A 19,098-nucleotide genomic window follows, 5' to 3' on the forward strand; every position below is an offset into this window, starting at 1 on the left:
AGGGAGAAGATCATGCGATGCCTCGTCACCGGCGCCGCCGGCTTCGTCGGTAGTCCGCTTGTCAAACGGCTGCAGGCAGAGAAGATTTGCGACCTTGTGGTCACCACGAGATCCCAGACCTCCGCCTTTCCGCCCGATATCAGGCATTTTCCGATTGAAATAACCGAGAGCAGCGACTGGGCAGCAGCACTTGAAGGCGTCGACGTCATCATCCATCTCGCCGCCCGCGTTCACATCATGAATGACCACGCAGCCGATCCGCTTGCGGAATTTCGCCGGGTCAACACCGCCGCGACGCTCAATCTCGCCGAACAGGCGGCCCGCGCGGGCGTGAAGAGATTCGTCTTCGTCAGCACCATCAAGGTCAACGGGGAAGAGAATGATCGGCCGTTCCGCCACGACGACGCGCCGAAGCCGATCGATCCCTACGGCATTTCGAAGCTGGAAAGCGAAATCGGCCTGCGTGAGATCGCAGCACGCACTGGCTTGGAGGTGGTCATCATCCGCCCGCCGCTGGTCTATGGCCCCGGCGCACGCGGTAATTTCGCCCTGCTCGTCAACCTTGTCCGCAAGAAACTCCCGCTCCCATTCGCTTCGCTGAAAAACCGCCGCACATTGGTCGCGGTGCAAAATCTCGTCGATCTTATCATCACCTGCACGGCCCATCCCGCAGCCGAAGGCGAGATATTCCTTGCCGGAGACGGTGAGGATCTCTCGACGCCGGAGCTCATCAGAGGAATTGCCGCGGGGCTCGGCGTCAAGCCGATGCTGGTCCCCCTCCCGCCCGCGCTGCTGCACATGGCGGCGAAGGCGGTCGGGAAGGAAGCCGTCTACCAGCGCCTTTGCTGTTCGCTGCAGGTCGACATATCCCAGGCGCGGAACGTTCTCGGCTGGTCGCCCATCGTCACCTCGCGCGAGGGGTTGGAACTGGCAGTGAAGTAATCGCTATTCGCTGGTGACCCCCTGGAACGGGCGGACTTCGCGGCCGGGCATGAAGACGCCCAGACGTTTGATTTCCCATTCGAGCTTGATGCCCTTTTTCTCGAAGACCTCGCGGCGCACCTGTTCGCCGAGATATTCGAGATCGTAGCCGGTCGCCTGCCCCATGTTGATCATGAAGTTGCAGTGAAGCGAAGACATCTGCGCGCCGCCGATTACGAGGCCGCGGCAGTCTGCCTCGTCGATCAGCTTCCAGGCCGAATGGCCGGGCGGGTTCTTGAAGGTCGAGCCGCCGGTCTTTTCGCGAATCGGCTGCACCGTCTCGCGGTGACTGCGCACCGCGTCCATTTCGGCGCGGATCTGGGCGCGATCTTCCGGATAGCCCTCGAAAAGCACCGAGGTGAAGATCAGATCGGCGGGCGCCTTTGAATGCCGATAGGAATAGCCCATCTCCGCATTGGAAAGCACATGCTTGTTGCCCTTGCGATCGACGGCATTGACCTCGATGACCCGCTCACGCGTCTCGACGCCGTTGGCGCCGGCATTCATGCGTGCAGCGCCGCCGATGCCGCCCGGAATGCCGTAGAAGAAATGGAAGCCGCCGATGCCGTTGTCCATCGCCATCGCCGCTACGTGTTTGTCAGGGCAGATGGCGCCGGCGAGGATGCGGTTTTCTCCGGCAAGCTCGACGAAGCCGAACCCCTTGGCCGACAGGCGTAGTACGACGCCGGGAATGCCGCCGTCGCGCACGAGGATGTTGGAGCCGACGCCGACCACCGTCAGCGGTACCTCTTCCGGCAAGATCTTCAGGAAGGCTATGAGATCGTCGATGTCATGCGGCTGGAACATCAGCTCGGCCAAGCCCCCGGCCCTGAACCAAGTGACGCGATCCATGGGGGCATCCGGCGTGATACGGCCGCGGATATCCTTTACACCGTCTCCGAGAGACGCGAGAAGCTTTTCCCCATTCACCTGTTTCATGCGGACTTTCCCGATAGGCCTTCCAGTTGCTTGGGCAGCGCCGCCGCCCAGGATGTGATACTTCCAGCCCCCAACAGAACCACGAAATCGCCAGGCTTTGCAACCTCCGCAACCATCTGCGGCAGAAGCTCCGCCGAAGCGAGGAACCGGGCGTCGCGATGACCGCCGGATTTGATGCGCGAAACCAGCGACATCGAATCCGTGCCTTCGATCGGATCCTCACCTGCCGCATAGACGGGCGCCAGGAAAATGCTGTCGGCATCATTGAAGCAGGCGGCGAATTCTTCGAACAGGCTCGAAAGACGGCTGTAGCGATGCGGCTGATGGACGGCGATGATACGTCCTTTGCACGCTTCGCGGGCCGCGCGCAGCACCGCTTTGATCTCGACGGGGTGGTGGCCGTAGTCGTCGAAGATTTGCACCCCGTTCCATTCGCCGGTCAGCGTGAAGCGGCGCTTGACGCCGCCGAAGGAGGCAAGCCCCTTGGCGATATCGGCGCTCGATATGCCGAGCCGGTTGGCGACCGCGATCGCCGCCGTCGCGTTTGATATATTGTGGCGGCCGGGCATCGGCATGACCAGCCCCTTGAGCTCAATCACCTGACCGGTGCGGCGGCGGCGGATTTCCACGTCGAAGATCGAGCGCGTGCCATCGATGCGCACATTCTTGAAGCGCACATCGGCCTGCGGGTTCTCGCCATAGGTGATGATCTTACGGTCCTCGATGCGGCCGACCAGCGATTGCACCTCGGGATGGTCGAGACACATGACGCCGAAGCCGTAAAACGGCACGTTCTCGACGAATTGACGGAAGGCGGCGCGCACCGCATCGAAATTGCCGTAGTGATCGAGATGCTCGGGATCGATATTGGTGATGACGGCGACATCCGCCGGAAGCTTCAGGAAGGTGCCGTCGGATTCGTCGGCCTCGACCACCATCCACTCGCCCTCGCCCATGCGGGCATTGGTGCCGTAGGCATTGATGATCCCGCCATTGATGACGGTCGGGTCAAGCCCGCCGGCCTCGAGCAGCGTTGCGACCAGCGAGGTTGTCGTCGTCTTGCCATGGGTGCCGCCGATGGCGATCGCATTGCGGAAACGCATCAGCTCGGCGAGCATTTCGGCGCGGCGCACCACTGGCAGCAGCTTTTCACGCGCGGCGATAAGCTCTGGATTGCTCTTCTTGATTGCCGTCGAAACGACGACGACCTCCGCGTCACCCAGGTTTTCGGCTCGGTGGCCGACGAAGACCTCGATGCCTTTGTCACGAAGGCGCTGGACATTGGCGCTGTCTGACTGATCCGATCCCTGCACCTTATGGCCGAGATTGTGCAGCACTTCGGCAATGCCGCTCATGCCGATGCCGCCAATGCCGATGAAATGGACGAGACCGATCGCCTTCGGCAGTTTCATGCGCGTGTCCTCTTGAATTCTGAGACTGTCTTGCCTGCGGCAATAGCCTCAACCATATCGGCAAGCAAGTTCGCCGCATCGGGTTTCCCGGCGAGCTTCGCCGCCGCCGCCATGTGCGAGAGCTTCTCCGGATCGTTCATCACATGGCCCAGTATAGAGGCGATGCGCTCAGGCGAAAGTTCGGATTGAGGAATCACCTTCGCCCCACCGGTCGCAGCCAATGAAGCGGCATTCGCCGCCTGATCATGGTCGAGCGCATGCGGATAGGGCACCAGAATGGCTGGGCGCCCGATGACGGAGATTTCCGAGACCGTAGAGGCGCCGGAGCGGCAGATCACCAGATGCGCCTTCGCCAGCCGCTCCGCCATATCGGTGAAGAAGGGCGCGATATCGGCTCCCATCTCCAGCTTGGCGACGCAGCCGCTGACCATCTCCATATCCTCGGGGCGCACCTGCTGGGTGATGCGCAGGCGCACGCGCAGCGCATCATCGAGCAGGCTGATCGCCGTCGGCAGCGCCTTGGAGAAATACTGCGCCCCCTGGCTGCCGCCGAAGACGACGAGATTGAAAGCCTCGCCCGGATGCGACGGCGTATAAGGCACCTCGGCCGCGGCAATGATCGCCGGGCGGACCGGATTGCCCGTCGTCACCGTCTTGTCGGGGTAGATAGCGCCCCCCTCCGGCAGGAATCCGCCGGCAATGCCCTGCACGCGGGTCGCGAGCGCCTTGTTGGCGCGGCCCATAACGGCATTCTGCTCATGGATCATCGCAGGCACGCCCAGCCGGGTGGCGGCCAGCAGCGGCGGCACGGTGGGATAACCGCCGAAGCCGGCGACGACGACCGGCTTCAGCTGTTGGATCAGTCTCTTAGCCGCGCGCATGCCGCTCCAGAGCGTCCAGAGCGAGCGGGCAACGGCAACAGGGTTCTTCGAACCGATCGTCGCCGACGGCACCACATGAATTTCCTCGGCCGGGAACTTGCCGGCATAACGCTCGGCGCGGCTGTCGGTCACGAGATGCACCGAATAGCCGCGCTCCTTCAGCTTGAAGGCCAGTGCCTCCGCCGGGAACACATGGCCGCCGGTTCCCCCGGCGGCAAGCAGCACGATGCCTTTGCCCATAATCTTCTACTCCGCCGGCATGCCGTGCGGGACGCGGAAGAGGCTCCGGTCCTGCGCGCGCTTTTCCGGTCGATGGCGCGTCAGCGCCAGGATGAAGCCGGCGGTGACGCAGATCGCCACCATCGACGAACCGCCATAGGAAATCAGCGGCAGCGTCATGCCCTTGGCCGGCAGCAGCTCAAGATTGACGCCGATATTGATGATCGACTGGATGCCCATCTGCAGCACCAGGCCGGCGACGGCAAAGCGGTTGAAATCGTTGCGCTCGCGATAGGCATGCGACAGACCACGCAGCACCAGCACCGTAAACAGCGCAACGAGCGCCATGCAGAAGACGATGCCGAACTCCTCGGCCGCGACCGAGAAGATGAAGTCGGTGTGGGCATCAGGGATGATGCGCTTGACGACGCCCTCGCCCGGTCCCTGGCCGAACCAGCTGCCGCGGATGATCGCCTCGCGCGCAGTGTCGATCTGGAACGTGTCGCCCTCGCCGGTCATGAACTTGTCTATTCGGCCGGCAACGTGCGGAAAGACGTAATAGGCGCTGAGCAGACCGCCGGCGCCGCCGATACCGAGCAGCATGATCCAGATCCACGGCATGCCGGCCATGAAGAACATGCCGCCCCAGACGGCCGTCGTCAGGATGGTCTGGCCGAGATCCGGCTGCGCAACGAGAAGGGCGGCGACGATGCCGAACAGGATGATGGCGAAGAGATTGCCGGGAATTTCCGGCTGGCGTGCATGCTCGGCAAACAGCCAGGCGCAGACGACGACGAAAGCCGGCTTCATGAATTCCGACGGCTGGATGGAAAGCCCGGCGATCCAGATCCAGCGCCTGCCGCCCTTGACCTCCTGCCCGACGAACAGCACCAGCACCATCATCGCGAGCGAGATGATCAGCAGCAGGATCGCGGTGCGCCGCACCTGGCGCGGCGTCAGGAACGACAGCCCGAGCATCACGGCGATCGAGGGGATCATGAAGGCCGCATGGCGCTTGACGAAATGGAACGGCTCAAGCCCGATACGTTCGGCAACCGCGGGAGATGCGGCAAACGACAGCATGAAGCCGATGCCCATCAGAAAGATGAACATTGCCAGGAAGAAGCGGTCGATGGTCCAGAACCAATCGGCCAGAGGCCCACGTTCCGCGCGGCTTACCATGTCATATCTCTCCTGTTGCCGGACCGATCAGCATCGCTATTCCGTCAAGTGCGGCCACGTGGCTGACGAAGGCATCGCCCCTGACTTCGAAGTTCTTATACTGGTCGAAGCTTGCGCAAGCCGGGGATAACATCACGGCGGAAGCGGCAGCCTCGTCGCGCTCGGCATCGGCTGCCGCATGCGCAACCGCCCGCTCCAGCGTGCCGGAGATCTCATAGGGCACGGCTTCGCCGAGGGTCGCTGCGAATTCCGCCGCCGCCTCGCCGATCAGATAGGCCTTGGCGATGCGCGGGAAATAGGGCGCGAGCGTCGTGATGCCGCCGGATTTCGGCAGGCCGCCGGCAATCCAGTAGATGCGATCATAGCTCGAAAGGGCGGGTGCTGCCGCATCGGCGTTCGTCGCCTTGGAATCGTTGACGAAGACGACGCGGCCGCGCCTGCCGACCGGTTGCATGCGGTGTTTGAGGCCGGGGAACGAGGCAAGACCGGCGCGGATGTCGTCGGCGGAAACGCCGACCGCAAGGCAGGCGGCGACTGAGGCGGCGGCATTCTGAGCATTATGGCTGCCCCGCAGCGTCTGGATTCCGTCGAGATCCGCAAAGGGCAGCATGGCGCCGCCGGCGGCCTGGATCAGCCTGGCGCCCTCGGCATAGATCCCCTCGGCCACCACACTCCGGCGCGAGATGCGGACCACCTTGACGCCTGCCCGCTCGATGCGATCGGCGATCAGCGCCGAATGGCTATCGTCGATGCCGATGACCGCGACATCGCTGCCGGCAGCCAGCCTTTCCTTGACGTCGGCATAATGCTGCATGGTGCCATGACGGTCGAGATGATCGGGTGTCAGGTTGAGCAGGATGCCGGCCGAAGGGTTCAGCGTCGGCGCCAGATCGATCTGATAGGAAGAACACTCGACGACGAAATAACGCCCCGCTTTTGGCGGATCGAGCGTCAGCACCGCCGTGCCGATATTGCCGCCGAGCTGCGTATCGTAGCCTGACGATTTCAGGATATGGGCGATCAGCGCCGTCGTCGTCGATTTGCCGTTAGTGCCTGTGATGGCGATGAACGGGCAATCCGGCGCATGGGCGCGTCGCTCACGCACGAAAAGCTCGACGTCGCCCACAATATCGACGCCGGCGGCGCGTGCCAGATCCACCGTCCAGTGCGGCTTCGGATGGGTGAGCGGCACGCCGGGCGACAGCACGAACAGCGCCTGCTCGCTCCAGTCGATGCTGTGCAGGTCCTGCGTTCGGATGCCTTCCGCCGAAGCCTTGGCGACGCTGTCGGGATTGTCGTCCCAGGCGGTCACGTCGGCGCCGCCTGATATCAGCGCGCGGGCGGTGGCAAAACCGGAGCCGCCGAGCCCGAAGAGCGCGACCTTCTTGTCCTTGAGCGTCGTGACCGGAATCATCGCGGCCTCACCTGAGCTTCAGCGTCGAGAGGCCAAGCATGGCAAGGCCGACGGCGATGATCCAGAAGCGGATCACCACCTGGCTCTCGGTCCAGCCCTTCTTCTCGAAGTGATGATGGATCGGCGCCATCAGGAAGACGCGCCGGCCGGTCATCTTGAAGAACCCGACCTGGATGATGACCGACAGCGTCTCCATGACGAACAGACCGCCGATGATCGCCATGACGATTTCGTGCTTGGTGGCGACGGCGACCGTGCCGATCGTGCCGCCGAGCGCCAGCGACCCGGTGTCGCCCATGAAGATGGCGGCCGGCGGCGCGTTGAACCAAAGGAAGCCGAGGCCGGCGCCGATGACGGCACCGAGCACGACGGCAAGTTCGCCGGTGCCGGGGACGAAATTGATCTGCAGGTAGTTTGCAAACACGACATTGCCGGCGAGATAGGCGATGACACCGAACGAGGCGGCGGCGATCATCACCGGCACAATGGCAAGCCCATCCAAACCATCCGTCAGATTGACGGCATTGCCAGCGCCGACGATCACGAAACCGCCGAAGACGACGAACATGATGCCGATATCGATCAGGAAGTCCTTGAAAAAGGGAAAGGCGATCGAGGAACCAAAAGTCGAGCCGGCCGCCCCCGAGGCAAGAGCGGTGCGCATCATGAAATAGACGGCAATGCCGGCGATGGCGAACTCGATGCCGAGCCGCGCCTTGCCGGAAAAGCCCTTATGGCTCTGCTTCGTCACCTTGAGATAATCGTCATAGAAGCCGATTGCGCCGAAGCCCAGCGTCACCAGCAGCGTCGCGACGACATAGACGTTGGAAAGATCGGCCCAGAGAAGTGACGCGCCGACGATGCCGGCAAGGATCATCAGCCCGCCCATCGTTGGCGTGCCGGCCTTTTTGAAATGCGTCTGCGGCCCGTCGGCGCGGATGGGCTGGCCCTTGCCCTGGCGGATGCGCAGCGAATTGATGATCGTCGGCCCGAACAGGAAGACGATCAGTGCGGAGGTGAAGAGAGCGGCGCCCGTGCGGAAGGTGATATATCTGAACAAGTTCAGAAATTTGAAATATTCCGACAGTTCGACAAGCCAGATCAGCATTCAGGGCCCCTTATTACCCGGTCAAAGTTCGCGTTGCGTGTCGGAAAATGCCGGGAACTTGTCAAGGAGCGCGGCGACGATCTTGCCGAAACCGATGCCCAGAGACGATTTCACCATCAACACGTCGCCAGGTGCGACCGAATCCAGTATGTATTTCGCCAAATCGTCCGTGTTCTCGCGATATTCGACATGGACGCTTTCCGGTAATGATTCCTTTAGGGCAGCCATCTCGGCTCCCGCGAGCCAGACATGTTCGATGCCGGCAGCAAGAAGCGGACCAGCGAGATCCGTGTGAACCTTCTGCGAATATTCGCCCATCTCCAGCATATCGCCGAGCACGGCGATGCGCCGTCCGCGGCCGGTCGGCTCGGCGGCCGCGAGCAGCGCGATCGCCGCGCGCATCGAAGCGGGGTTGGCATTGTAACTTTCGTCGATCAGCGTGAAGTTGCCGTTACCGCCGCCGACTGAGAGCCGGTGGCGTTTGCCCCTGCCCTTTTCCGGCTTCAGCGTCGCAAGCGCCTCGATCGCCTTCTGCATGTCGGCGCCGACGATCCTGATGACTCCGAGTGCCGCCAGCGCGTTTTCGGCGATATGGCGACCGGGAGCGCCGAGCGCCACCTCCAGTGTCTCGCCGTCGATCGTCAGCCACAGCGTCGAATTCTCGTCGGAGCCGTTGAATTCCGCGAGCCGGTATTCGGCTTTGGCATGCTGGCCGAAGGAATGGATATGCTCGATGCCGAGCGACTGTGCCGTGCGGTCGAGGAAATTGAACTGGTCGTTGTCGCGGTTGAGCACGACATGGCCGCCGGGTTCGAGCCCCTCGAAGATCTCGGCCTTGGCGGCAGCGATCTCCTTGATACTCTTGAAATTGCCGAGGTGGGCCGGGGCGATCGTCGTGATCACGGCAACATCGGGACGGATCATCGCCACCAGCGGCCGGATCTCGCCGGGATGGTTCATCCCGACTTCGAAGACGCCGTAATCCGTATCGTCAGGCATGCGCGCCAGCGTCAGCGGCACGCCCCAATGATTGTTGAAGGAGGCGACGGAGGCATGCACCTTTCCCGACGGCGACAGCACATGCCGCAGCATCTCCTTGGTTGTCGTTTTGCCGACCGAACCGGTGACGGCGATGATCTTTGCACGCGAGCGCTCGCGGGACGCCTGACCCAGACGCCCGAGTGCTGCGAGCACGTCGTCGACGACGATCATCGGCACCGTCAGGCGGCCCATGGCGGGAAGCCTCGCTTCGCTGACGACGAGAAGGGCAGCGCCGTTCGCCATTGCCATCGACGCATAGTCGTGACCGTCGACGCGATCGCCCTTGATTGCGAAGAAGGCTTCGCCCGGATTGATCGAGCGGCTGTCGATGGAAATGCCGGTGATGCCTTCAGGCGGCGTGCCGAAGGGGCGCCCCGCCATAGCTGCGATCATGTCTTCGGTCGTCCAGAGCCAGCTCAAGATTTCAATTCCTCCAAGGCCTTGCGTACCTCCGCGTGATCGGAGAACGGCAATGTGACGCTCCCGATCGTCTGCCCTTCTTCATGTCCCTTGCCGGCGACGATCAGCGTATCGCCTGATTTCAGCATGCCGACCGCCTCGCGAATGGCCTTGGCGCGATCGGCGATTTCCGAGGCACAAGGTGCGGCCGCCATGATTTCCGCCCGGATCGAAGCCGGCTCCTCCGACCGCGGATTATCGTCGGTGACGATAACGACATCGGCAAGGCGGCAGGCGATTTCGCCCATGATCGGCCGCTTGCCGCGGTCGCGGTCGCCCCCGCAGCCGAAGACGACGACGACGCGGCCCGTCGTGAAGGGCCTGACCGAGTTCAGCACGTTTTCCAGCGCATCCGGCTTGTGGGCATAATCGACATAGGCGAGCGCGCCGTCCTTGCTGTGGCCGACGAGTTCGAGACGGCCGGACGCGCCGACGAGTTTCTCGAGCGCGGCCATCGCAACCTTCGGCTCGACGCCGGTCGACATGGCAAGGCCTGCCGCGACCAGCGCGTTAGCAACCTGGAAATCGCCAGCCAGTGGGATGTCCACCTCGAAAATCTCGTCGCCGATATGGATCTCTGCCGTCTGCTTATGGCGGAAATGCTCGACCCGTTTCAGCGCGAGATAGTCGCCCTTGCGTCCGACGGTGCGGACGTCATGGCCGGCGTCGGCCGCCGCCTGGATCGCCTGCACGGACCATGGGTCGTCGGCAAAAATGACGGCCGGCGAGCCCTTCGGCAGAAGCTTATCGAAAAGCCGCATCTTGGCGGCCATATAGTCTTCGATCGTGGGATGATAATCCATGTGGTCGCGGCCGAGATTGGTGAAGGCGGCCGCCGCAAGCTTCACGCCGTCAAGCCGGGATTGGTCGAGACCGTGGCTCGAAGCCTCCATCGATGCATGCGTCACGCCTTCGTCGGCAAGCTCCGCCAGCAGTTTGTGCAGCGACATCGGATCCGGTGTCGTCAGCGCGCCATATTCGTTGCGTGTCGGTGAAACAACGCCTGTCGTGCCGATCATCGCGGCCGCATGGCCCGCATGCGCCCAAATCTGCCTGGTGAAAGAAGCGACGGAAGTCTTGCCCGCCGTGCCGGTGACGGCGACCATGATCTCGGGCTGCCTGCCGTAGAAATGCGAGGCGGCGACGGACAGGAAGCGGCGCGGCTCCTTGACAACAACCACCGGGATCGAAGCCTCGACGGCTTGGGAAGCGATCGCCACGGCCGCACCCCGGCCGGCAGCGTCCGCAATAAAGCCCGCGCCATCCGCCTTGGTGCCGGCGACGGCGACGAAGGCATTGCCCGGCTCCACTTTGCGGCTGTCCGAAGACAGGCCTGAAATATCAAGCAAGCCTGCCGGGCCTTCGAGCTGTGCTTCAAGTTCCGGAAACTGATCTCCGGCCAGATCTCGCAATTTCATCGAATGCACTTTTCTCTCTTGAAGCCGGTTCACCCCTCGCGAATCGGCGCCGATATTCATTCACGCTCAATAAGACACCAGCAAGGCCGATCCGCCCTCCCCAAATTTCGGCTCGATGCCGAGAATGGGCGCGGCGCGGCGGATGATCTCGCGCGCGATCGGGCCGGCAGTACCGGCGGATATCGTTCCGCCATACTGCTTTTCGCCGGTTTTCGGCTCGTCGCAGAAGGTGATGACGGCATATTTGGGGTTGTCGATCGGGAAGGCGGCGATGAAGGAATTGAAGTTCAGCGTCGAGGAATAGCGCCCGTTCACCACCTTGTCGGCGGTGCCGGTCTTGCTGCCGACGCCGAAGCCCGGCACGCGGGCCACGCGCCCGGAACCCTTATAGCCGTTGAAATCGAGGAGATAGCGAACCGCGTCGCTGGTCGACTTTTTAAGGACCTGCGTGGCGATCTGATCGGCCTGTTCGCGCGTGCGCGGCAGGAATGTCGGCTCGATCAGCTTGCCGCCGTTGACGAGAGCCGCCGCCGCCACGCCGGTCTGCAGCGCGGTCGTCGAAACACCGTGGCCGAAGGAAATCGTGATCGAATTGATCTTCTTCCAGACGCGCGGCTGGCTCGGCATTTTTACTTCGGGCAGTTCGGTCTGCATTTTTGTGAGAAGGCCGAGCTTGGTCAGATAGTCCTTTTGCGAATCGATGCCGACGAGATCGATGACCCGCGCAGTGCCGATGTTGGAGGAATACTGGAAGATTTCGGGAACAGTCAGCCACCGGCGCTGCCCGTGAAAGTCATGGATGGTGAAGCCGCCGATATAGATCGGCTTGCTGGCATCGAAGGTGTCGGACATCTTCACCTTGCCGCTGTCGAGCGCCATCGCCAGCGAGAAGGTCTTGAACGTCGACCCCATTTCGAAGGTGCCGTTGGTCATCCGGTTGAGCCAGCCTTCCTTGGCGCCCTCCTGCGGATTGTTCGGATCGAAGTCCGGCGCCGATGCCATGCCCAGCACTTCCCCGGTGTGGACGTCGATAACAGCGGCGCCAGCGCCCTTGGACTGGAAATTGTTGACGGCGTTGACGACGGCGTCCCGGACGATGTTCTGCACCCGCAGATCGATCGACAGCCGCACCGGCTCCAGCGGCTGGTCGCTGGTCATGCCGACCGAAGCGAGATCGGCGAGCCCCTGATCGTCGATAAATTTCTCCATGCCGGCGACGCCGCGGTTGTCGATGTTGACATAACCGAGGATGTGCGCGGCGGTCGCCCCGCCGGGATAGAAACGGCGTTTTTCCGGACGAAAGCCGATGCCGGGAATCCCGAGCGCCAGGATCTGGCTCTGCTGCTTCGGTGTCAGTTGCCGGCGCAGCCAGGCAAAATGCGATGTCTTGACCGAGAGCTTCTTGTAGGTGTCCTTGACGTCGAGCTCGGGTAGAACCGTTGCAAGCTTCTCGACCGCTTCGTCGGGATCGACGATCTTGTTCGGCTCGGCAAACAGCGAGACGGTACGGATGTCGGTCGCCAGCACCTCGCCGTTGCGGTCGAGAATGTCGGGGCGCGAGGCCATCAGCCGATCGGGCGGCAGAATGCTGGAGACGACCTCCTGATCCTTCATCGCATATTCGACCAGGCGGCCGCCGATGACGGCGTAGACGCCCATGAAACCCATGATCAGCAGACCGACACGGCTTTTCGCCTGCCCGGACTTTTTCTTGCGCGAGCCCTCGATCGCCAGACCGGCGGATGGGCCGCCGAAGCGGTTATAGACGCCGGCGGAAAAATGCGCCTGGCTCTTCAGGACCATGATGCGGGAAAGAAACGACATTATTCCACCGACCCCGTTTCGATCTCGTCTGCCTCGCCTTCCACAACGCCATGCTGCTGTACGCCACCGCGCGGGGCGGGCGTCGGAACGGGCTGCGCCTTGGCGGCACCGCCAGCACCTTTGGCGCTGGCCACGGTCGCGTCCTTGGCATCGGCCTCGGTCGCGCCTTTGGCGCTGGCCTTGGCCTCCGTCACATCAGGCACGGGAACCTCCGATTTCAGCATCGGCAACTCCTTGGCATGCACGAGCGCCGTCGATTCCGTCGGCTGCAGCTGCAGCTCTTCATTGTAAGCCTTGACCAGCCGCTCCAGCCGGTTCGGCTGCGATTGAAGCGCCCAGTCGGCCTTGAGAAGGTCGATTGTATCCTTCTCGAGCTTGATCTCGGCTTCGAGGCGATGCACCTCCTCGAGCTTCAATTCAGTCCGATGCTTAATGGTGTAGGTCACGGCGGCAGCTGCCGTCATGACGCCGATGAGCATGAGATCGAACGTCTTCAGCATATCAACCTCCAAGCTTTCCGAGAGTGGCAAGATTGGGAAACCCGAAGAGCGACATGTCCGCCGCCTCGGCGGCGGCATCCGTCCTGAGGCCGGCACGCAGCTTGGCGGAGCGGGCGCGCGGATTGGCCTCGGCCTCCGCCTCGCTTGCCGAAACCATCGGCTTGCCGATTGCCGTAAAAGTCGCCGGCCGCTCATGCGCGGCCGGCAGGTGGCGCGAACCTGATGCCTTGCCGGCGCGGTCGGAAAAGAACTTCTTGACGACGCGATCTTCGAGCGAATGAAACGTGACGACGACGAGCCGCCCGCCGGGCTTCAGCGCCCGCTCCGCCGCAAACAGCGCCTGCGCCAGTTCCCCGAGCTCGTCATTGACGAAGATGCGGAGCGCCTGGAAGACGCGCGTTGCCGGATGGATCTTATCCTTCATCTTGCGCGGCGTGACCAGCTCGATGAGACCGGCAAGATCGCGCGTGGTTTCGAAGGGTTTTTCCTCGCGCCGCTTCTCGATGGCATGGGCAATGCGCGGCGCCTGATTCTCTTCACCGAGAAAATGGAAAATGCGGATGAGATCGGCGACCTTGGCACGGTTGACGACATCGGCGGCGGAAACGCCGGCCGCCGACATGCGCATGTCGAGCGGTCCGTTCTTCTGGAAGGAGAAGCCGCGCTTGGCCTCATCGATCTGCATGGAAGAGACGCCGATATCGAGCACGACGCCGTCGAGCCCGCCCTTCGGCGCATGATCGGCCAGATGCGAGAATTGCGAATGGATGAGCCGAAGTCGGCCGCCATGGGCGGCGACCATCGCCTGCCCTGCCGCAATCGCCGTCGGGTCGCGATCGAGTGCGATCACGTCGGCGCCGGCTGCAAGGATGGCAGAGCTATAGCCGCCCGCGCCAAATGTACCATCGAGGATGAGCTTGCCGGGTGCGGGAGCCAGTACTCCAACGACTTCATCGAGAAGAACCGGAATGTGACGAACCGGTCCGCCACCGGCATCAGTTGAACCTCCGCCAGGATTCGCCGCCATTCCGTTCCCTCGTCCTTTCAGGAACGCTTGCCCGCCAGCTTGCGCTCCCCTCGTGCCTGCGCCTGCGCAGCCTGAAATGCCTGCGGCTGCCAAAGCTGAAAATGATCCGCCCGACCAACGAAGGCCACCTCGTCCGAGATGCCGGTGAAGTCGCGGATGAAATCCGTCACCATCAACCGCCCCTCGGCGTCGAGCTTCATGAAGACACCGCCTCCGTGGATCAGAAGCGACATCGCGTTCGCATCCGGCGAAAACGGATCTTCCGCAGCAATCTGCCGTTCGAACCTTTCGAGAAGATCCGGACCGCCGACGCTGATCGCCGGAAACACAAAGTCCTGAAAGCAGTAAAGCTCCTGGACGTTGCGCTGCGCCAGCACGGAACGGAATGCCGAAGGCACGGAAACCCTGCCCTTGGCATCGATCCTGTTGGTCGCGCTCGATAGGAAGCGGCTCATGACACGAAACATCCGTTCCCGCAGGGATCCGGACATCATGGAAACGCCCGAAACTCCCAATATCAGGCACAGCTTCGCAAGCCGGATGAGCCAAACCCCACCCGACGCTTCCGGAGAGGAAGGCGCCTTTGCTTTGCGATAAATGGGCAAATGATTGCCCTGATGCAGTGCGCATTTGGGATAGCATGGGACCATATGGGCGTCAATGGGATACACCCATTTCGCAACGGGCGCATGATCAATCATTTATAAGCTGTTAAGTTTAACAAAGGGTTAGCATCGCCATTTAACAATGGACACGCAGTGGTAGTGCCGAATCAAAATACATCCAATAGCCGCATTAATGCCGGCTTGAAAACGCTTTGTTTCAGGGCTTAAGGTAAAAATCCGAGCCCTCTTGCAGCTCGGAAGGTAATCGCCAGTTGGCCTGTAAGCCGGGTTCTGTATGGCTCCGGCGTGAACCGGAACGTGGCAGCCATTCCTCTGGGACAGCGCTCGCACGCTGCCTCACGCAACCCACCCGGATGACTGGCCTGGAAACCGGCCGATGGGCCTTTCGGCCCGCCGCGTCATCCCTATTCGGTCTTGCTCCCGGTGGGGTTTACCGTGCCATTTCCGTTGCCGGAGATGCGGTGGGCTCTTACCCCACCCTTTCACCCTTACCTGTCATGACAGGCGGTTTGCTTTCTGTGGCACTTTCCCTGAGGTCGCCCTCGCCGGACGTTATCCGGCACCGTGTTTCCGTGGAGCCCGGACTTTCCTCACCCTACCGCCTTTCGGCATTGGTAAAGCGCGGCTGCCCGGCCAACTGGCAGGGCTCCCATAAACGAGAGAGCCCGCAATTACCACCGAAATATAGGTAGCAGCCTTAACGGAAATAAGGTGTGAAATCCGTGGAGTAGCCCTGTTCGCTGATTCTGCCTGACAAAAGCAGCTCCGCGCCCAGCCTGCCGATTTCGTCCGAACTCTTGGCCGAGGTTCCGGCGCAGCCCGTCAGCACAGCAATTCCGGGCGATGAGGTATAGCCGATCATCGGATAGCTGCTTTCGGTGTGCGAGACGACGCAGGCGGCCGTCGAGATCGAAAGCGGCGCCATATCGGGAACGATGTCGGCGACGATGCGCTGCAGATAGGCGCGCACGGCCTCGCGTCCCTCGGTCCTGAACCAGGCGCGCATTTCGGCATCGTCGTTCAAAACGAGATCATCCGGATCGCCGCCGATCTTCAGGTAGTATTTGCCGTCGGGATACCGGATCGGCGGCAGCAGATAGATATGGATATCAGGCACGTCGAGGATGAGAGACGGCATCGCGGCCAAGCGAAGCGCATCGGCCTCACTCACCTCGAAAAGCGTGACCGTCCGACCATAAATCGTCATGGCAACGGGCTGCGGCAACAGATTCCGGGCAATGGAAAATCCGCCCGCCGCCAGCAGCACCTTTTCAGCGCGATAAGTCGTTCCACCTGCGGTTTCGACGGTCGCGAGTGCGCCCTCCTGGCGGATCGAAACGGCATGGTCACGGATGACTGTCGCGCCTGCCTTTTCCGCCAGCAAAGATTGTGCCTTCACCAGTTTGCGCGGGCTGATATGTCCCGCCCCTTTCGGCTCGAAGACGCCAGCCGCTGCGTCGGGAAAGGCGAAGAAAGGAAACGCCGCCCTCAGTCCGCGCCCGTCCAGATGGCTGGTCTCGACGCCGAGAGAGACCGCGGCCTGCCGGGTTCTCTCCAGATAGTCGCTTCCATCAGGAGCAACGACGACACAGCCGACTTCGCGGTAGAAGTCGATGCCGCTCTCGCGCGCGATCTCGCCGTAACAGGCGATCGAACGATTGGCGAGCAGCGCCCAGTTGCGATCGGGATCGATGGTGCGGGTGATGCGGCCCTCATCGTAGTGGCTGGCGAAGACGCCGTCATGCGCCTTGCGGTCGGCAGGCTCGTCCGGGCCGATCACCGCGACGCCTTCCGCTTGGCGCGCCAGATGCCGCGCGGCGGCAGCTCCCATCAGCCCGCGGCCGACGACGATATATTTGAAATCGACTGGCATGATATCCCTCTCAAGCGAAAACCGGCGTCAGTTCGCGGCCGAAATCCTCCTCCCCGAGCCGCCCCTCCTTGAGGAGCACGGCGCCCAGACGTCCGAGTTCGTCGGAGGATTTGGCAGCGACGAAATTGCCGCCGGTCAGCACCGCAATACGCGGCGACTGCGCGAACCCCGCATAGGGATAACCGGTCGGGGTGAAATTCGCCGCGCACGGAGCCGAGGTGACGGGACAGCCGGCAAGCTGCGGCATCAGTTGCAGGGCAATGCGCGAGAGGTGATCACGCTCGGCCGCACTGCCGTCGGAACGGAACCACGCGCCGGCATCCTCCAGCCGGCTGAAGGAAAGCGCTTCGGTATCGCCGCCGAGCTTCAAATAGGTCTTGCCATCGGGATAGCGCACCGGCGGAAGGATATAGATGTGATCTTCCTCCCGGTCGCCAAGCACGATCGTCGACGGCATGTCACCGAAAATTGCCATCTCGCGCTCGCCGATTTCGTAGAAGGCAACCGTACGCGCCATGACTCTCAAATCGACGGGACGCGGCAACAGGGCATGGAAATTGCTGAAAGCGCCGGCCGCGACCAGCACGCGCTCGGCGCTGTAGCTTCTGTCGCCGGCCGTCACTTCGACATGGGAGCCCGCGTCCCGCACCGATGACACGGTCGCTTCGATCAGCGAGGCGCCGGTCTGTTCGGCGAGCTTGGCTTGCGCGCGCACCAGCGTCCGCGGATTGATGTACCCGGCGCGCTTGCGCTCGAAATATCCGGTGAAATCAGGGCCGACGACAAGATAGGGAAACCGCTGCCTGAGTTCCGCCGGCGCGACGATCTCGATCTCGCTGCCGAGCGTCCGGCTGACGGTCTGCGCCCTCAGAACAAAGTCCTGCTCGTCCTTGGGCGGCGGACCGGCAAAGAGGCAGCCGACCTCCGAGAAGAAGGAAATGCCGCTCTTCGCCTCAATGTCGCGGTAGCGCCCGAGCGCCCGCGCAGCGAAGGTTCCCCAGGCGAGGTTGCCGTCGAAAGTGCGGGTAATGCGCGCTTCGTCGTAGTGGCTGGCAAAGACGCCGTGATGGGTCTTGCGCTCCTCGGGCTCCGGCGGGCCGATCAGCGCAACGCCGTCGGCCATGGAGGAGAGATGCCGCGCGGCCGCCGCCCCCATCATGCCGCGCCCGATGACGATGAACCTGAAATCGACTGCCATATCTCACCTCATCTCGAGGTGGCCCACCTCGTTTCGAGGTGGGATATCACGGCGCGCGTCCCGATTCATATCGCAAAAACAGCGGCGGAGGATTTTCCTTCCGTCCGCTCGGCGGCTCAGTCCAGCATCGCCAGGACCTTGCCGCAATAGGTCTTCGAAACCGGGTTCATGCGCGTTGCGCCATGGCCGGCATTGTATTTGAGGATGGTGTTGCAGGTCTCTCCACCACCGAGATCATGGGCAGCAGCCAGGTATTTCATGCCGTACTTGATGTTGGTTTCCGGATCGAACAGGCCCTTGGCGCTGCCGGAATAACCCATCATGCGGGCCGTTGCAGGCTTTATCTGCATCAGGCCGATTTCACCGTGGCTGCCGCGTGCATTCGGATTGAAATTGCTTTCCACGCGGATGACCGCGGTCGCAAGCGCAACCGGTACAGCATATTGGTTCGCATATTTGCTGATCAGCGCGGAATAGGAATTGCCGGAAACATTGGCGACGGGATAACCGCTCTGGCGCTCGACCGTCTTCAGCGGGCGTTCCGCCGTCTTGAGCGGACGCTTCGCCGGCTTGACCGAACGTTCCGCTTTCTTCAACGGACGCTCTGCCTTCTTCGAAGGACGCTCGACTTTCTTCACCGGCGCATCGGCTCGCACACCCCAATCATTCGCAAACGCAAAGCTATTCCCCGCCAGCACCATGCCAACGCATGTTGCAGCAACAACAATCAGTTTTCTCATGTAGTCTTGAACACTCCGACCCAAAGAATTTCCGGACGGCGCGCCTCGCTGTCATAATGAATACCAGATCAAGGACCGATCTAGATTCACGGTAATTCTTATCGTTTCACATATCGCCCATGCTTTAACTCGAAAACAACCCCGAGAACCGCTGGGCGGACGTTCTTAGACCATCGCAATGAGGAGATAATAGGGAAATGATGTGGCAGGCCGAATTTCGCGCTGCAATGCGAAATTCGGCGTTTCAGTAATTGCC

General features: G+C 62.2%; 16 protein-coding genes and 1 other RNA gene. 1 reads left to right on the forward strand and 16 read right to left on the reverse strand.

The annotated features are described in order from the left end of the window. Positions 1-12 precede the first annotated feature (12 nt). Positions 13-942: a UDP-glucose 4-epimerase family protein gene (locus J0663_RS01735; RefSeq protein ID WP_207244399.1), complete on the forward strand. Its 930-nt coding sequence runs from the start codon at positions 13-15 to the stop codon at positions 940-942. Between the two features lie 3 nt (positions 943-945). On the opposite strand, the gene murB is transcribed toward J0663_RS01735, so the two are convergent. From murB to J0663_RS01815, 16 genes are all read right to left on the reverse strand, one after another. Continuing rightward, on the reverse strand, positions 946-1,920 hold the full coding sequence (murB, locus tag J0663_RS01740; RefSeq protein ID WP_207242765.1) for a UDP-N-acetylmuramate dehydrogenase: 975 nt from the start codon (positions 1,918-1,920) through the stop codon (positions 946-948). Continuing rightward, positions 1,917-3,332: a UDP-N-acetylmuramate--L-alanine ligase gene (gene murC / locus J0663_RS01745; protein ID WP_207242766.1), complete on the reverse strand. Its 1,416-nt coding sequence runs from the start codon at positions 3,330-3,332 to the stop codon at positions 1,917-1,919. The genes murB and murC overlap by 4 nt, the downstream gene beginning before the upstream one ends. Beyond that, complete coding sequence (murG, locus tag J0663_RS01750) at positions 3,329-4,453, reverse strand: undecaprenyldiphospho-muramoylpentapeptide beta-N-acetylglucosaminyltransferase (protein ID WP_207242767.1); 1,125 nt, start codon at positions 4,451-4,453, stop codon at positions 3,329-3,331. Before murG ends, murC begins: the two co-directional genes overlap by 4 nt. A 6-nt stretch (positions 4,454-4,459) precedes the next feature. Further along, a complete protein-coding gene (ftsW, locus tag J0663_RS01755) occupies positions 4,460-5,614 on the reverse strand; it encodes a putative lipid II flippase FtsW (protein ID WP_207242768.1) in 1,155 nt (384 codons plus the stop codon). Position 5,615: 1 nt separating this feature from the next. Beyond that, positions 5,616-7,028: a UDP-N-acetylmuramoyl-L-alanine--D-glutamate ligase gene (gene murD / locus J0663_RS01760; protein ID WP_207242769.1), complete on the reverse strand. Its 1,413-nt coding sequence runs from the start codon at positions 7,026-7,028 to the stop codon at positions 5,616-5,618. 7 nt (positions 7,029-7,035) lie between these two features. Continuing rightward, the gene (mraY, locus tag J0663_RS01765) at positions 7,036-8,136 is read right to left on the reverse strand and encodes a phospho-N-acetylmuramoyl-pentapeptide-transferase (RefSeq protein ID WP_207242770.1); all 1,101 of its coding nucleotides are present in this window, start codon (positions 8,134-8,136) and stop codon (positions 7,036-7,038) included. Between the two features lie 21 nt (positions 8,137-8,157). Then, positions 8,158-9,597 (reverse strand): UDP-N-acetylmuramoylalanyl-D-glutamyl-2,6-diaminopimelate--D-alanyl-D-alanine ligase, encoded by a 1,440-nt coding sequence (locus J0663_RS01770; protein ID WP_207242771.1) that lies wholly within the window; start codon positions 9,595-9,597, stop codon positions 8,158-8,160. After that, positions 9,594-11,114, reverse strand: a complete 1,521-nt coding sequence (locus tag J0663_RS01775; protein WP_207242772.1) for a UDP-N-acetylmuramoyl-L-alanyl-D-glutamate--2,6-diaminopimelate ligase — start codon at positions 11,112-11,114, stop codon at positions 9,594-9,596. Before J0663_RS01775 ends, J0663_RS01770 begins: the two co-directional genes overlap by 4 nt. Before the next feature lie 6 nt (positions 11,115-11,120). Further along, positions 11,121-12,878, reverse strand: a complete 1,758-nt coding sequence (locus J0663_RS01780) for a peptidoglycan D,D-transpeptidase FtsI family protein (protein WP_207242773.1) — start codon at positions 12,876-12,878, stop codon at positions 11,121-11,123. Then, complete coding sequence (gene ftsL, locus J0663_RS01785; protein ID WP_207242774.1) at positions 12,878-13,378, reverse strand: cell division protein FtsL; 501 nt, start codon at positions 13,376-13,378, stop codon at positions 12,878-12,880. The genes J0663_RS01780 and ftsL overlap by 1 nt, the downstream gene beginning before the upstream one ends. 1 nt (position 13,379) lies before the next feature. Next, positions 13,380-14,405, reverse strand: coding sequence for a 16S rRNA (cytosine(1402)-N(4))-methyltransferase RsmH (gene rsmH / locus J0663_RS01790; protein WP_207242775.1), 1,026 nt, complete (start codon positions 14,403-14,405; stop codon positions 13,380-13,382). Between the two features lie 17 nt (positions 14,406-14,422). Beyond that, entirely contained in the window at positions 14,423-14,860 is a 438-nt protein-coding gene (gene mraZ, locus J0663_RS01795; RefSeq protein WP_221107089.1) for a division/cell wall cluster transcriptional repressor MraZ, read from the reverse strand. Between the two features lie 414 nt (positions 14,861-15,274). After that, an RNA gene (gene rnpB / locus J0663_RS01800) (RNase P RNA component class A) lies at positions 15,275-15,672 on the reverse strand. A gap of 56 nt (positions 15,673-15,728) precedes the next feature. Continuing rightward, positions 15,729-16,904 (reverse strand): NAD(P)/FAD-dependent oxidoreductase, encoded by a 1,176-nt coding sequence (locus tag J0663_RS01805; protein WP_207242776.1) that lies wholly within the window; start codon positions 16,902-16,904, stop codon positions 15,729-15,731. Between the two features lie 10 nt (positions 16,905-16,914). Further along, positions 16,915-18,102 (reverse strand): NAD(P)/FAD-dependent oxidoreductase, encoded by a 1,188-nt coding sequence (locus J0663_RS01810; protein ID WP_207242777.1) that lies wholly within the window; start codon positions 18,100-18,102, stop codon positions 16,915-16,917. Positions 18,103-18,218: 116 nt separating this feature from the next. Beyond that, positions 18,219-18,842 (reverse strand): lytic transglycosylase domain-containing protein, encoded by a 624-nt coding sequence (locus tag J0663_RS01815; protein WP_088681326.1) that lies wholly within the window; start codon positions 18,840-18,842, stop codon positions 18,219-18,221. Between the last annotated feature and the right edge of the window lie 256 nt (positions 18,843-19,098).

Source organism: Rhizobium lentis (genome assembly GCF_017352135.1).
Lineage (GTDB): Bacteria > Pseudomonadota > Alphaproteobacteria > Rhizobiales > Rhizobiaceae > Rhizobium > Rhizobium lentis.

Bases quoted from the DNA above. Each gene is read 5' to 3' on its own strand.
- J0663_RS01735 (WP_207244399.1), top strand. From the start codon at position 13: ATGCGATGCCTCGTCACCGGCGCCGCCGGCTTCGTCGGTAGTCCGCTT.
- murB (WP_207242765.1), bottom strand. From the start codon at position 1,920: ATGAAACAGGTGAATGGGGAAAAGCTTCTCGCGTCTCTCGGAGACGGT.
- murC (WP_207242766.1), bottom strand. From the start codon at position 3,332: ATGAAACTGCCGAAGGCGATCGGTCTCGTCCATTTCATCGGCATTGGC.
- murG (WP_207242767.1), bottom strand. From the start codon at position 4,453: ATGGGCAAAGGCATCGTGCTGCTTGCCGCCGGGGGAACCGGCGGCCAT.
- ftsW (WP_207242768.1), bottom strand. From the start codon at position 5,614: ATGGTAAGCCGCGCGGAACGTGGGCCTCTGGCCGATTGGTTCTGGACC.
- murD (WP_207242769.1), bottom strand. From the start codon at position 7,028: ATGATTCCGGTCACGACGCTCAAGGACAAGAAGGTCGCGCTCTTCGGG.
- mraY (WP_207242770.1), bottom strand. From the start codon at position 8,136: ATGCTGATCTGGCTTGTCGAACTGTCGGAATATTTCAAATTTCTGAAC.
- J0663_RS01775 (WP_207242772.1), bottom strand. From the start codon at position 11,114: ATGAATATCGGCGCCGATTCGCGAGGGGTGAACCGGCTTCAAGAGAGA.
- J0663_RS01780 (WP_207242773.1), bottom strand. From the start codon at position 12,878: ATGTCGTTTCTTTCCCGCATCATGGTCCTGAAGAGCCAGGCGCATTTT.
- ftsL (WP_207242774.1), bottom strand. From the start codon at position 13,378: ATGCTGAAGACGTTCGATCTCATGCTCATCGGCGTCATGACGGCAGCT.
- rsmH (WP_207242775.1), bottom strand. From the start codon at position 14,405: ATGGCGGCGAATCCTGGCGGAGGTTCAACTGATGCCGGTGGCGGACCG.
- mraZ (WP_221107089.1), bottom strand. From the start codon at position 14,860: ATGAGCCGCTTCCTATCGAGCGCGACCAACAGGATCGATGCCAAGGGC.
- J0663_RS01805 (WP_207242776.1), bottom strand. From the start codon at position 16,904: ATGCCAGTCGATTTCAAATATATCGTCGTCGGCCGCGGGCTGATGGGA.
- J0663_RS01810 (WP_207242777.1), bottom strand. From the start codon at position 18,102: ATGGCAGTCGATTTCAGGTTCATCGTCATCGGGCGCGGCATGATGGGG.
- J0663_RS01815 (WP_088681326.1), bottom strand. From the start codon at position 18,842: ATGAGAAAACTGATTGTTGTTGCTGCAACATGCGTTGGCATGGTGCTG.